The sequence below is a fragment of the Paraburkholderia sp. BR10936 genome (genome assembly GCF_040965735.1).
Classification (GTDB): Bacteria; Pseudomonadota; Gammaproteobacteria; order Burkholderiales; family Burkholderiaceae; genus Paraburkholderia; species Paraburkholderia nodosa_A.
On the sequence record NZ_JBFRCM010000022.1, the window covers coordinates 36731 to 51054 of the forward strand.

General features: G+C 62.0%; 10 protein-coding genes. 5 read left to right on the forward strand and 5 right to left on the reverse strand.

What is annotated here, in order from left to right; genetic code table 11:
- Positions 1–189: 189 nt before the first annotated feature.
- The 3 genes from AB4Y36_RS34045 to AB4Y36_RS34055 are packed head-to-tail and all read left to right on the forward strand — an operon-like array spanning position 190 to position 4030.
- Positions 190–1392, forward strand: coding sequence for a hypothetical protein (locus tag AB4Y36_RS34045; RefSeq protein WP_368618937.1), 1203 nt, complete (start codon positions 190–192; stop codon positions 1390–1392).
- Positions 1389–2522, forward strand: a complete 1134-nt coding sequence (locus tag AB4Y36_RS34050) for a hypothetical protein (RefSeq protein ID WP_368618938.1) — start codon at positions 1389–1391, stop codon at positions 2520–2522. The genes AB4Y36_RS34045 and AB4Y36_RS34050 overlap by 4 nt, the downstream gene beginning before the upstream one ends.
- Positions 2519–4030 carry a hypothetical protein gene (locus AB4Y36_RS34055; RefSeq protein ID WP_368685331.1) on the forward strand — a complete coding sequence of 504 codons (1512 nt, stop codon included), beginning with the start codon at positions 2519–2521 and terminating at the stop codon, positions 4028–4030. The genes AB4Y36_RS34050 and AB4Y36_RS34055 overlap by 4 nt, the downstream gene beginning before the upstream one ends.
- A gap of 10 nt (positions 4031–4040) precedes the next feature.
- Here AB4Y36_RS34055 and AB4Y36_RS34060 read toward each other — a convergent pair whose 3' ends face one another.
- From AB4Y36_RS34060 to AB4Y36_RS34080, 5 genes are all read right to left on the reverse strand, one after another.
- A complete protein-coding gene (locus tag AB4Y36_RS34060) occupies positions 4041–7829 on the reverse strand; it encodes a hypothetical protein (protein WP_368685332.1) in 3789 nt (1262 codons plus the stop codon).
- Between the two features lie 91 nt (positions 7830–7920).
- On the reverse strand, positions 7921–8103 hold the full coding sequence (locus AB4Y36_RS34065; RefSeq protein WP_368619012.1) for a DUF3820 family protein: 183 nt from the start codon (positions 8101–8103) through the stop codon (positions 7921–7923).
- Between the two features lie 302 nt (positions 8104–8405).
- Positions 8406–8642, reverse strand: coding sequence for a hypothetical protein (locus tag AB4Y36_RS34070; RefSeq protein WP_368618942.1), 237 nt, complete (start codon positions 8640–8642; stop codon positions 8406–8408).
- A 510-nt stretch (positions 8643–9152) separates the two neighbouring features.
- The gene (locus tag AB4Y36_RS34075) at positions 9153–10283 is read right to left on the reverse strand and encodes a uracil-DNA glycosylase family protein (RefSeq protein ID WP_368618943.1); all 1131 of its coding nucleotides are present in this window, start codon (positions 10281–10283) and stop codon (positions 9153–9155) included.
- 700 nt (positions 10284–10983) lie between these two features.
- Positions 10984–11940 carry a nucleoside triphosphate pyrophosphohydrolase family protein gene (locus tag AB4Y36_RS34080; RefSeq protein WP_368618945.1) on the reverse strand — a complete coding sequence of 319 codons (957 nt, stop codon included), beginning with the start codon at positions 11938–11940 and terminating at the stop codon, positions 10984–10986.
- 1184 nt (positions 11941–13124) lie between these two features.
- Here AB4Y36_RS34080 and AB4Y36_RS34085 point away from each other — a divergent pair.
- Positions 13125–13427 carry a DUF3761 domain-containing protein gene (locus AB4Y36_RS34085; protein ID WP_368618946.1) on the forward strand — a complete coding sequence of 101 codons (303 nt, stop codon included), beginning with the start codon at positions 13125–13127 and terminating at the stop codon, positions 13425–13427.
- Positions 13428–13447: 20 nt separating this feature from the next.
- Positions 13448–13744, forward strand: a complete 297-nt coding sequence (locus AB4Y36_RS34090; protein ID WP_368618947.1) for a hypothetical protein — start codon at positions 13448–13450, stop codon at positions 13742–13744.
- The last annotated feature ends 580 nt before the right edge of the window (positions 13745–14324 follow it).

Consider the following 14324-nt stretch of genomic DNA (forward strand, 5'->3'; position numbering starts at 1 on the left):
CACATCCGCGCACTCGTATCGATGAGCATCGCCATCGTCGTTCACGACACCGGCACCCGCTGCGTTCGGGAGCCTTTCTATTTCGAGCCATGATTGACTAGACTGGGCTCAGGAGTTCAGTCCCGCTCCAACCGCTCGAAAACGTGCACTGCTTCCACTGTTCAACCGATCAGCAGGGGAATAGCGAAGATGAATCAACTGGTCTATGTGCATGGCGTCGATGGTCCGCGCTCGGACGCCGCGGGCGACGCGCAATACGTCGAGTATCAAACGGCGCTCGCAGCCCGCAACCAGATGTTCCAGAACGAGACGTTCGAAAAATCGGTGACGATCCGAAATCCGCTCTGGAGTGTCCATGCCGCCCACCCCGCGTGGAATCTCGCGTGCGTTCCGGGACACGTGCTGAAAGCCGAAGCAGGCAGCGCACCGCTCGCCATCGGCGGCATCCTGGGCGGGACGACGGGCGCGTCGCCGCTTCAGCCCCCCGGCGATACGCTCGCCAGGGCAGCGAAGAGCGATCTGGACGCCGTCGTCGGCTCGCTCTCTTCTATCGCAATCGAGCAAGCGCAAAGCTCCGACCCCGCCGCCGTGGAAAACGCCGTGCGTTTCTGGAGCGCGGCGGCAAGGGCGCTCGAAAATCCGGAAGCGCGCAAAAGCCTGACCGGCGCGACCGACGACAAGGATTTTCTCGACCGCTTGCAGGTTGCCGCGCGCCCCTTCCTGCAGGACCAGTCGCTCTCGCTCTTCGACAGCGTGCGCAGCGCCGCGACGCAGCTAAAGGGCGCGACCACCGACCTCGTGAACAGTCCGGCCGTGCTCGCGGTACGCGGCAAGCTCACTCCGCAGTTGGCCATCTTCATTGGCGACGTTTTTACGTATCTCAAGGCGGGCGCCGCGCGCGATGCCATCCGCGCGGAGATCCGCAAGTATTTGATTCCGGCCGCAAGCGCGGCGAACGCCGCGCACAGCCGGCTCATCGTGTGCGGGCACAGCATGGGGGGCGTCATTTTGTACGACCTTTTAACAGACGTGCCCTTCGTGCAAGGGCTCACCGACGAGCTGGGCGCACCCTTCAAGGCCGATCTCTTCCTCACCGTCGGTTCCCAGGTGGCATTGTTCGAAGAACTGAAGGTCTTCACGGCGTCGAGCGCCGGCTGTGGTGCAAACCAAGGCAACAAGGTGCCGAAGCCCGGCTGCGCGGAACGTTGGTGGAATGTCTATAACCGGCTCGACGTGTTGTCGTTCCTCGCAAAGCCGGTTTTCGAAGACGTCGAGGATCTCGAAGCGAGCACCACCGCCGGCATCACCGACGCCCATAGCGCCTACTTCACGAACCTCGTTTTCTATAGGCGGCTCAACGCACGCATGAAACAAGCGGGGTTTTTGCCATGACTCAGATCTTTCAGCGCGCGCCCGGGGCCGCGCCCGCGACGCATGCCTTCGTGATCGGCTGCGGCCGGTTCCCCGAGCTTGGCGAGGCCGCTACGCGGCAATCGACCGTGGCCGGCGCGCGTGCGATTGTCCGCTATCTGCTCGATCACCAGGACGAATTGACGGCGCCGCTCGCATCGATCGAATGTTTGCTGTCCGATCCGGACGCCGACGCCGGTGCCGATCAACTGGACATCGGCAAGTTCGCCAACGATCCACGCGCCGATGACGGCGTGAGTGCCGCGACGCGCGTCAACGTCGAAACCGCTGGCAACGCATGGCTCGCCCGTTGCCGCCCCAATGACAGCATGTTTTTCTACATGTCGTCGCACGGCGTTGCCGAGGCGGATCTCAGCGTGTCCGGGCTGCTGGAAGACGTGCTCACCAATCCGTTCAACCAGTGGGGCGCCTCGCTCAACATTGGCAACCTCGCGACCAATCTGCCGGTGATCGGCGCGAGCGCGTGCTGGGTCTTTCTCGACGCGTGCCAGGAACTGGTCGATAGCGTGCTGTCCGAGTACGACGGCCTTGACGGCGTCGTACTGGTCAAGGCGAAATTCGGGAAGATAGCGTCAACCCGGGTTAGGTCGCTCGCGCTTGCGGGTTCGCGTTTCGGCCAGCTCGCGTGGGGCCCGGACAGCCACGACCCGCCATACTTCACGCAGGCCTTGCTGCGCAGCTTCGAAGCGTGCGTTGACCGTGACAGCAACGGCGCATGGGTCGTCACCGGCGAACGGTTGCTCTGCAACGTGCCGAAAGTCGCGGACGCGGCCTTCGGCTATTCGACGCTGGACGTGGAGGCGCTCACTAAATTCGCGAACCAGGCGACGCTGGTCACCGTGCCGCATGCCCGCATTCCTGTGGTCGTGCGTACCGACAATCTCGCCGACATGGCGTACCTCACGCTGATCGAAGCCTCGGATGGCCTCACGTTCATCCAGTCCGCGCCACTGCAAACGAACTGCTTTCTCGAAGTCGCGCCAACCGGCACCGAGTTCGAGGCAAGACCCACCTTCAGCGGTGCGCAAGCCTATCGTCCGGCGAAGTTTCACGCCAATCCCTGTGCACAGATAGTCAGGTTACTGCCATGAACGATGAAACGGCGCGCACCGTCGTGATCCAGCCGCCGGGCCAGGGGGCCTATCGCATCACCGTCGTCGGCACGCAGTCGCAGACGGTAAACCGCGTTTTTTCCGCGGCGGGCGAGCCCGTCGAGATCGCGCTCGGACCGGACAGTTACAACGCGACCATCGAAAGCGCGAGCAGCGGCGGCATCACCTCTCAGGCATTCACAGTGGCACCGGCCGGCGAAGGCGATGCGTCCGCCTCGGTCCAGCTTGGCTCAGACCCGGATTTTGCGCCGAGCAGCGCGTTGACCTCGCTGCCAAGACCGCGCCGGAGCGGGCTGCTGAGCGTCCTGAGCGACCTGAGCGAAAGCGCATCGCAACGGGTGGTGTCGCCGCAGGATTGGTCCGGCCTCTCCAGCCCCTCGCCCGAGAATGCGCCCAGCCGGGGCTTGCCGGCCGGCAACTTGCCGCTCTCGTTGCCGGAACACGCCACGCGTTTTCAGGAGCCCGCGCCGTTCCCGCTCAACTTCCCGTTCCTGACCCAAGCGAACCTGGAACAGCGCACCTTCACAGTCAGTCTGTCGAGCGCGGATCTCGCCGATACGGAGCAGCCCGACGTGGTCGAATGGCATGCGGCGCAAGCGCAGATCGAAGTCGCGCAGTCCTGCGACAGCGAAGTCATGTTCAAGCTGGTGCACGGCCAATGGCCGTGCCGCGCGGCGCTGCGGCTGACGATTGCCGTGGAAGGCCGCGCTCCCTGGCGTGTTGGCGTGCCGGTGATGGACGAAGGCGTCTGGCTGACGTTGCGGCCCGCTGTCGCTGCGTCGCGCCCCGATCTCGTCGTGACGATGCGCCCCGTGAACGAACTGACGGCCACGCTGATCGGCGCGGTGCAGCGCGCCCTGCCGAGCGAGGTCGATTCGCTGCTCGTCGCGTCCGCGAAGGCGATTGCCGATAACAATTGGCACAGCGGCGATAAAGACACGGCAGCCGCTCTCGAAGCGTTGATGACGCACGGCGCCGCACCGTGGGCAAGCGTCGCGGCAGCATTGCTCATGGCGCGCACCGGCCAGATCGCCGACGCGGCGCAGATCGCGCAAACGCTCGGTGCGGCGTACGACTGGGTCGCGGATGCCTCCGTTGCCGCGGCCTGGGCCTTCGCAGCGGTCGCCGACAACGACGCCGATAGCGGCAGCGACGATGCCGGCATCGCGGCGCACTGCCTCTCGCTGCTCGCGCATGCGCGCAGAATCGGACCACCCTGCCTTGCTGCTAGCAACACGCTGGCGCTTCAGATGCTCTCGTCGATGGCAATGAACGCCACACGGGAAACCGACGCCAAAGCATGGCGCGATGAACGGCGCCTCTGGAGCACCCGAAGCCGGCGCGCCGTGCCCATCGGCGCCTTTTTTGGCTGGGAAATCGAAGCCGCTTCGCCTCCGCTCGCACTCCAGGCGTCGAGCGATAACGTGATTGCGCAAGGCAGCGTCACCGGCAAAGATCTGCGGTGCACGGTGGCCGAGACGGCATAGGCGCGTGCGATCACGCGTCGAGCGCGGTCGCGATGATGGCTTTCATGAGTGCGCCCTCGCGCCCCGGCGCGAGGCGCGCCATCAACGCACGAAAAGTCACGCCGTCTATTGTCTCGACGATCGCGCACAGTGCGTCGAAATCGCTGGCCAGTACGGCGCTCGCCTGTCCACCGCCTTGGGCGAGGTGCGCTTTCAGCGTCGCCGCGTAGTACCCGGCACGATCGGGATCGTTGGCGGCCCGGATGAGTGCCGCGGCCAGGCGATGCGCCACGCCGATCTCGGACTCCGCGTCCGCGGGGAGATAGCGGTTGGCGAGATTGAAATGGCTGATGGCGACAAGCCGCGCGTCGCCGCCCTGGTATTTGTAGCGCAGCGCCCTGGCCTCGAATTCGCGCGCCTGCTTCATGTGCTTACGCTTCTGTTCGAGGGTGCCGAGCGCCGAATAAAGATTGCCGAGTTCGGCAACTGCATTTTCCGACTCGAACACGTTCTTGCATTCGAGAAGCATCGCGTACGCCTCGGCGTAGCGCCCCAGATCGATCAGCGGGCCATTATCGTTGAATCGGTTGCGCGCCAGTTCGAGCGGCAGGGCGCCACGCCGGCGATGGGCGGCGCGCGCCTTGCCGTTGTACTTCAGGGAAGCGCGCCACGCGGCGCGCGCGCGGGTCTCCCAGTCGAGCGCTTCCGTGCCCTCGTGGCTCATTGCCGCAGCGAGGCAAGCTCTGCCGTATTGAGACGCGGCGTCGCTCGCCGTATCGAAAATCACGTTGCGCACGTTCCAGTCCAGCATGGCTTCCAGCGGCCCCGGCTTGCCCGCCGCGATCATTCGCCGGCGCAATTCGGGCAGGTGCGTCAACACCTCGCCGTACTGTGCCTTTTGCGCGAGCAACTGAAGCTGCTGCCCGAGCGCGGACAACTCGCTCCACGTGCCGGCCCCGGCCAGGCTCGCATAGCGGTGATGCAGCTTCGCATAAGCCTGCGCTTTCTCGATGTCTACGGACTGCCAGGCATTCGCAAGATCTTTGCACACCGGCGCCGCCACCGCGAAGTTGTCCGCGCGCTCGGCCGCATCGAGCACGGCCTCCCAGCGCTCCACGGCTTCGCGCCAAAAGCCGGCCCGATCCAGCACGCTTGCCAGTAGAGTCTGGGTGATCAACGCCTTCGGTGTTTTCGCGGTGGCGGCCGCCATGCGCGTGACGACGGGAAGCAACATCGCGGTCGCGCGCGGCGAGTCGTCCACGCGCATCACCCGCTCGATCATCTGCGAGGCAAGATCCCATTCGCCGTTGCGCAGCAGATAGGGAAACGCGGACCAGCCTGCCAGCGCGACCGTGGCGCCGGCACTCGCCACCCGCGCCGCATTGTCCATGGTCACGCGCATGAGGTGATACCAGTAATTCACCATCACCTCGTCAACGCGCGTCTGGAATTGCACGCCCGCCTCGGCCCGCCCGGCGCGCGCCACCTCCGGGTGAATCGCGAAGGCGGCGTGGGCACGTTGCCCCGCGGCGGCGCGCAGCTCGACGAGCCCGCAGCTTTCGAGCCGTGCGATCGCCGCGCGCATGTCCACATGCTGTGCGCCGTGAGATGTTTCGCGCCATAGCGTCGGCCAATTGGCTTCGACGACCGCCCTGCGCCGGTCGTCCGGCTCCATTGCGCAAAGCAGATGGAACACCGTTCTCACGGACTTCGAGAGCGCGCGAGACAGCGCGCGCGTCCAGCTATCGAGCTGATCGAGGAACGCCTGAACGTCGCGGTGGGTTTCGCCGCGAACCAGGTAAGCGTCGGCTGCGTCCGCATCGGCCTGCCCGGGACCTCCGATGTCTCGCAACCGCCGTGCGAGGCGTTCCGGCTCGGCGGCGAGCCGCTCCGCGAACGCGATCAGCTTCGGGTGGCCCTGCACCGCCCGCAAGGTGTCGCGCAACAATTCGCGGCCGCGCGCGGCACGGACAGTGGGCGAACGGCCTTCGAGCAGCGCCCCCAGATTGGGTAGCTCGCGGATCAGCAGCAAGGTTTCGTCGAGCGGCAAGGCATGCACGGTCAGTAGAACGAAGGAAGCGGGCATGCCGGTGGGGACGATGCGGCTCGACATCGCCACGCGCGACGCACCTCCGTGATCGTGGAAGGCGCGCATCAGCATCGACCAACGCTGGTCACACCAGTGACCACTGGCCGTCAAAAGCGTTTCCACGTTGTCGATCACGATCAGAACGGTGCTCGTCTCCAGCGTTTGCCGAAACACCGGCAGCCATTGGGCCAGCGCGGCCTCGCTCGCCACGGCATGAAGCATGGCGATGCCGGGCAACTGCGTTTCCATCGCGAGCGCGAGCGCGCTCAAGGTCATCGAAGCGTCGGCGTTCAATTCGGGCGCCCTGTACCAGACGACCCGTTCGAAGCGAGCCGCCCGGAGATGATGCCAGGCAAGTTCCACCACGCAGGCGGTCTTTCCCGCTCCCGCCATGCCGTGAAACAGCACGCCCCGGCTGGTGGCATGCTCCGCGAGCGCTTCGCTCGCTTGCGTCATCGCCCGCACGCGGCCAACGAAGTGCCGGGGCTCCGCCGCAAACGGCGGCACCGCAGGCACCGCATCGCGAGCCTCCAGACTCGCGTGCGGGTGCACGGCAAACCTCAAGTCGGCAGCGTGCCTGCCGAGCAACATCGGCATGGTCATGGATAACGGAGGGTCCGGCGCAGAGCCGCTCCGGCCGAGCGCACGCAGCGCGTGTTCCGAAGCGATACTCGCGGCGCGCGGCAGCGCCTCGCCGCGTTCGAGGAGGCGCTGATAGAGCGCGTTGGTCAACAACGCGGCGTATTGATCGTCGACCGCGTAACGCGTGGCGAGCACGGCGCAGTCGAGGCCGCGCTCCAGCACCCACGCGGGCATTTGCGCGAGACCCTGCTCGACGCGGCCGGCGGCCTCTGCATCGGCGTCGGATTCGCCAGGTGTGTCGGGCGCGCCAAGCCAGCTCAGCGTCGCGCCCACGCTCGCCGAAGCGGAATGGCACGCAACGAGCACGACCAGCTTCAAACGCCCGGTGGTCACGCTGAGCATGCGCACGATCGCGTCGGGCGTCACGGGGTCCGGCGCCCCATCGGACCGCTCGAGGAGCAGCGCGCCGCTCGTTCCGTGGCCAGCGAAATGGACGATGTCCCAGCCGCCATCCTCGCCCAGCAGTTGCTCCAGCCGTTTGCGCGTGACGCCGTACTGTAGCGCCCGCAGTTCGACGCGCCGGCCTTGTGCAGCAAGCCGGCTCACGAGCGACTGCAGGTGTTGCCGCTCACCGCGCAGGTTGAGCGGGCTGCCCGCGGGCGGCACGCTGAACAGCGCGAGAATGCGCAGCGACCCGCCAGGCGCCGGCGTGCGCGCGAGCCCCTCTCGCGCGACCTCGAAAACGAAGCTCACGCCACGCTGGCCGAGGGGCCGCCCGCTCGCATGCGCCAACTCCAGCGGCAACGCAAGCAAGGGCGCGGCTACGAGCGGCAAGACGACCCGGACCAGCGCGTCCGGATTGCCATGCGCAACGATATGGCCTGCGATTGCCGGCCCGAGAACGATCTCGCCCAGCCATGCGCCGAACGCCTGGAGATGACGCTGCTCGTCTTCGTCAGCAGTGTCCGGCGCGCAATGGTAGCGAAGCCACGCGGGCAGGTTGAACAGCCCCTCGCGGCGCCAGTCGCTGTGCGCGAGGGTCACGGCGTGCGCAGCCAGCGTGGCGCCCCCGGCATCCTTGAGATGCCAGCTCCAGTGATCAGCGTCGGTGTAGCCGCTAACCTCGAGAACAAGAGGCGGACGGTGCATGGCAAGGGTCTCCGCGCAGAGTGCGGCGTGTGTCGTGCTGCCAGCATAGGTCATGCGCGGCGAGAGGTTCGATTCCTCGCTCTGTCTGACGCTAACCGCGTTTGCGCAGCGGATCGAGCAAACCCTTCAGGTCGTTGTGGTCCATCTCCTGCATCAGTGCGAGCAGGCGGCCGATTTCCCCTTTGGGAAACCCTTCGCGGGCAAACCAGTTGAGGTAATGCCCGGGCAGGTCCGCAATGAGCGTGAGGATGGCGGAGGCGGTTAGTTGCGAAATCTACGATCCCTCGTCCTCGCGTCCACCTGGACACAGACGCCCGGTCGCGCACGGCTGCGCCTTTGCGCAACCAGAATCGTTGGCCGTTTCGCGGTGCCGGGTGCGGGTCAGAAAGAGCGGGGTGCGGAAATTGCTGGGTCTGAGGGGTAGCCGTAAGCCAACCAACTTCCCATGGAAATCGCCCTCATCACGCCTCGCCCTCTCGACACGCTCGCGATACCCGACGACCTGGACGGCCGCCAACGGCGCGAACCGCGCCACCGGACGCCGCCAGATCGGCGCCGATGACGATCTCGACGCCATCAGCGCCTGGCTTGCACGTGTAATACGAGGCGGGTTTTGTGGGGATGACGGTGGACGAGGTCGGTCTCGCCCAGCTCGAGGCAGTCCAGGCGCAAATTCATCATGTTCTGCCACGCGCACTGAGCCAGGCTCACCGCGAATTTCTGCTCTCCCTTGTGTGCCTTGATCCGGACTGGGCGCTGATGCCCAAGACCATTTGCAGGACACGCCCGCGATTCGCGGAAGATGGAAAACATGCGCAAACTCCACACACGCGACAAACAGCGCCTTACCGACCAGGAAGCGCTGTTGTGTGAAGCATTTTCTGCACTCGATCGGGAGAATAAACGCGGATAAGATCGCGTGCGTCGCCGTTTCGTCCGGTAAGGCGCGAACCGGCCCAATTGCTGGCGATCACCTGTGTCGTCCGGCGGTCGCTCGAACGGCCGGATCACTCGGAAAGCCGCTCACCATTAAATGCGCGCATATCGGCCTTTGCGGATGGTCTGGGAACCGGTTCGTGCGACTGCTGCACATACCTTTGCGGACGCTCGCAAACCGGCGTCGACGAATGGCAACTCTCATCACCGTCGAATGGGTCTTAACGACCACCCTTTTCGGCCACTTGCCCGCTTCTCGGGCGCGCATAGTCGATAATACTGCTCAAAGGTGGTCATTCGAGGGCGCGAACTATAGACCCTCGAAATTGGCACCTTTGACAAAATTCAAAGAGTTACACAATTCCGAACCGAGGCAGCTGTTGTGGACTAACGTGAGTCTTTCGTCACGAATGGCAGCACGGCGGCGTTATAAAGATTTGCGCCATTCGATTTCTCCTTTCGGAGTAGCGCGCGCATGTATTTGCTCAGGTAGACGACCCTCTTAAGTTCTTCGTCACGCATCTCACCATACTTCACTACGACGGCCTTTACCGCTGCTTCATCATGGGCAGACAGAGCCTGAATGGGCTCGTTCGTAAGAAAATCAACCTGCCTGGCAAGCCCAAGCATGACCTTGCTGCCGACGGGCCGAATCATGACTCCGGGGACCAACTGCGGCAGCTTTGCCAAGTGCAAGTCTACAAAATATGGACCGTCCTTTTGCCGGACGACATACGCATTCGTAAGACGTTCCCCGGTTGCTTCAAGTGATGCGAGCTCAGCTAGGAAACACAACTTATGAAGCGCGAAGTAACTAAGCCCTTCCGGCTTACCCTGCAATATCCTGCGAGCAACGTGACCGAGCTTTGCTGCATCAGCCCTAGGCTTGCCACTGACCGATCTCTTACGCTGCCGCTTTCGCCTCTTCAGAGTCTCAGCGACGAACTGGTAGTCACTTAGCTGATTTGCGAAACTGCGGTGAACCATGGCTCTTTGCCCCGGGTGATACACAGGTATCAGCGTCCGGCGCAACCACGCGTTGTTCGTTCTAACGTGCTCGCGGAGCGAAAGTGCGTGCGCTTGAAGCAGGCCGCACGCCTTGAGCGCCACAGCGCCAAGTGTAACTACAAGTGAAGGATCGACTATTTCGATCGTTTCCCTCAGGAAAGGCGCGCAGTTTGCGATCTCGACAGGCGTAGGCGTCGCATTGTTGCCACGTTCATCTTTAGGGTTGCACAACACTGCATTAGTCACAAACGTTTCATATCGACTGATTCCTACCTGTTCGATGAGGCTCTCAAAGTTGTGACCGGATTTATCCCCGTGAAAGGGCAAGTGCGACCCATCGGCCCCGAGCCGCCCGGGCGCCTCTCCAACAAACATAAGCGGCGCGTCAAGAGAACCGCAACCGGGTCCGAGAACGCGCGCGCTCCCCGTCATCCGCGGGCATTTCTCGCACGCGGTTACACGTTTAACCAAGTCGAGGAACTTGGTCTCCTTTTCATCGGCGGACGTCATTGAATCAGTGAACGAAGCTGCTGCTGAGAGCAGTCAAAGTAAGCATGAACCGAATGGCAGACAAGCTTTCCGGGCCGCTTGTTCGAGGCCACGCATATGAACCGAAGCAGCCGGCCTAATCCGATGAAATTTCCCAGCACTTTGTTGAAGAAGTCATGGTTCCGGTATACCACGACAAGGTCCAGGGAATCGTCGGCGTTCCAAAGAATTTCTCCAAACTGCCAGCAAGGCCCCCCTCTTGTACGGGGTGCATCTACCGCTGGAGATGAGAGATGAAATACTAGACCGGTGGTGTTCCGCTGTGGCCATGTGCTCAGCTTGTCGATTGCACGCTCTAGCTGATTGACGCCATCCGGCGGAAACCGAACGAGCCGCTCAAAGTACGTGCCCCATGCGTGGCGCCCACGTTGCCATCTACGAGCGCGGTCATGAACTTGCAGGTAGCGGGTATAGAACTCCGATCGCGTTGCTGCTCGGTCGCAGGTCCGCTGCGGAAACAACGTATTGGCGACGTCGCAGGCGTCATCTGCCCCGGCCTTTATGCGAGCCGGCGAATGTTGCTTCAACCAATCGCCCTCTGCTTCGCACGGTTGATCCACCATAGTAATCAGATTGCTGACTTCGCCCCGTGCGTCAAGTAGGAGAGAACAGCCCGCGCGCCAAGCTTCCAGTGCCGTAGGACCTTCAACGACGGGAATCGTCATACTCGTCGTCCCTTTGCGATCGAAGATACCCATTTTGTAGGGGGTGACACACGATATGTAATGCGTTGCTTGTCCAAATCAACAGTCACATCGCCACCGCCATTTCTCTTTAGTTCACGGAACACGGCGTAGCCTTGGCAAATCGCTAGCTGCCACTGCTTTGCTGTACAAGTGCGCACTTCCAAGCCAGTTACCATCCTGCGAATGGTCTTGAGCAGTCCGATGTCGATAGAACTGCGGTCTACATACCATCCTCGCTCTTCTGCCTGATTGAAAACAAGAATTGAGACAGCTTCCTCAATTACAGCGGCGCGCGCACCATCTTCCACTTCGTCAATCTTGGCGTTCGACTTGCGTTTGCACTTGAGCAACGATCGGCAGACGGGAGACCACCCGAGTACGGCCGCATACGCGAGATGAAATACATCGTGATAGCGATAGCCATCGTCCTCGTGTGAATTGTCGGTTAGTGCATCACCGATGACGACATCATTGACGGAGACCTTGACGTATAGGCTTCGCTCCAGTGGTTTCTCGTAGAAGTTGACAACGAAGCGCCGAGGCAGCCTCTCATCTGGCGCAAAGCCGCTATCGAAAACGTTGACACTTCCTTCCGAATACAGCGATTCAGCCTTCTCGGCATTTGCTTTGGCGATCTCCGCCAACGGGATTTCATACAGAGAAGCCAGACTGGTCAGATACCAGAGCAAATCGCCGAACTCTTCTCGCAGCTCTGTTCGAAACAGGGGATTGTCCTTTTGCAGGAGGAGCTTCTTCATCATGCTGTGAAGATCACCAACTTCACCGACGAGACCCATTAGTGAGACTGCGCGGGAGGGACGTTCATTGGTGCGCTCGACCATCGCTTGGTATTCGCTAAACGTTGTCATCGTCGCGCTAGCGCCACTTGTCGAACTTTCCTCGGTTTTCTCAACTGGCGCGCTTCGCGGCATACGCCCTCCCCGAACATGAATTTAAAGCATGCTCCAAATAATTCGTGAACCGTGCGTTTCGGCGCAGCATAGTCGATGTGCCACTACTGCCCGCCCACACTTTCTAATCCGACATAAAGGACGGCTTTCCGGATATTCTCGACGTGGCCGACTATGTTGGCGGTAAGAATGACAGCGATCTGCCAGCGCGCAAAGTAAAATTCAGCTTTTTCCCGCGGTTTATGCGAAATGCATCGAATCGGCTCGATTGATTTTTCGAATTCGCAACAGTCGACAAATGGTCACCGTCCTGTGATGTTGCCGCCGGAGCAATTCAGGGCACCGTCTGCGACCGGCCGCTCAAGTTGACAAGCAGCCAACGACTGTAGCGCCGGATGTCTCCCGGAACTCAATCGCCGTCTTAGCCGCTGCAGTGGCCCAGATGACGGGCTGTAGATCGCGAGTACTCATTCCCAGCACCTGGCATGCGAGGCTACGACGGCGCGAACGGCGGCAAAGCGCCTCTCAACTGCCTAACAGCTCGTGTCGCTCCAACGTCCGCAAAGGCCGAACTGCGATCCACGAGAAATCGAAGTGGGTGAGCGGATGGCCCCGTTAGCTGCCGTGGATGTCTGCCGCCGTCCGGCCGCAACGATTCCGCCCTCTGCCCACGGAAGCAGTTCGAATATGTTCTTGATCTTGTGGGCGATCTCAGTATTGTTTCGCCCATCGATTGAGCCTACGGAGGCGCGATTGAGCGCTTCAAACTGCAACCGCCCGACGTTCCTGGTGCAACTTACCCGGCAGGCACGGGTAAACGCTATTCGCACATTCGGTTAAATTATTCCTACATTAGCTCAGCAGTACAATCACAACCAGTTGAGAGGTGTTTATGGCTACGGGAAAGAAAGACGCCAAGCTCGCTAGCAAGCAGCTTTCGAACAAGAAGAGCACACCCAACCAGAAGTCGGTCGCGGGTTCGGATTTGAGCCAGGCAAGGAAGCAACCGGCACCCCCGCCCAAGAAGAAGTAGCGGCAACCAACGCTTTGCCCACTTACACCCGTCTACATGACGGGTTTTTAATACCACCCCGCAACTCCAATGATGGACATTGAAATGGCCACTGCCCCCCGTGCCTCGTATGCCGACGAGGGTCCGCTTGCGACGGGCACCCAAAATTAGAACGAGGACGACAGGGATCCGCATGAGTCGCAATCGTGCCGCCGTGCGCGTGCTGATCACAGCTCGATGCGGCAGTCTCGTTGCACTGCTGGCGCTCGCAGGCATCGCCCATGCCTACCAGCCATCGTCGCCTGACGAGTCCCAACTACAGGAGCACGGCCACTACGTGAACCACGAAGGGCATATCGTGCATTCGCCTGCGCACTCCCGAAACGGCGCCGTGCCGGTCGGTGCCACGGCAAGATGTGGCGACGGGACATACAGTTTCAGCCAGCACCACTCGGGCACGTGTTCGCGTCATCACGGTGTCGCCGAGTGGGAATAACGAAAAGCCGGGAGCGGACAATGAAACGTGGACTGACGGGTGTCGTCGCGATGCTAACGCTTGGTGCATGCGCCACGGTTCACGAAAGTTTTGCCCCAAATCGGCGACCTGCCTACACGCTGAACTGCAGCGGCTTCGTCCGCGGCTGGGACAAGTGCTTCGAGGCAGCTGGGGAGATCTGCAAGACGGCTGGTTTCGACGTGATCGACCGAAGCGACGAAGACGCGGATGCGGTGGGCGCGAGCCGAAGTGGCCTATTCGGCACGAAGACGAACGAGCGATCGATGGTCATCGCCTGCAAAAAGCCAGCGGCCTGATCCTCGGCGAAGGAATGGCGTTCTGGCTGGCAATGCTCCGCCCTCGCGCGAACTCTCAGGAAGTCCGGCAAGTGCTACCCCTCCAGCACACGATTCGAATGCGCGATTGCCGCGGCGCCGGTCAGATCTATCGCATGTCCGTCGCGAACCTGGTCAACTGACAGGTTAATTGATCGCGCCGATGCGGACGTTGCAGTACCTGACGCGTGTCCGGTGGTCGACCAGTGATGCTTGAAAATGGAGCGCCTAGCATTCGAGCGCGATGCTTCGATTTGCTTGGCGAATTTAAGCGTTCGCTGATTACCTCACCCTTTAGCTTACCAAATACCTTCATAAATGCCTTAACCGAGATCGCTTGATCGAATCCGCGGACCGCTGGCAGCAACCGCCCGCAATAGACATTCAGGTTTGGCGATAGCTGTCGTTAGCCAGCGGCAGGCGCAATCGAACCGAGCCATTTTCCCTTCTGCACACCGAGCATCATTTCGTCCGATTGAGCGAATCACGTAGAAAGCCGGGCGAAAGCCATCGTTAGAGTTCGCCATCAGAAGTTTTTCATTCGGGCCGAACGACGACCCGT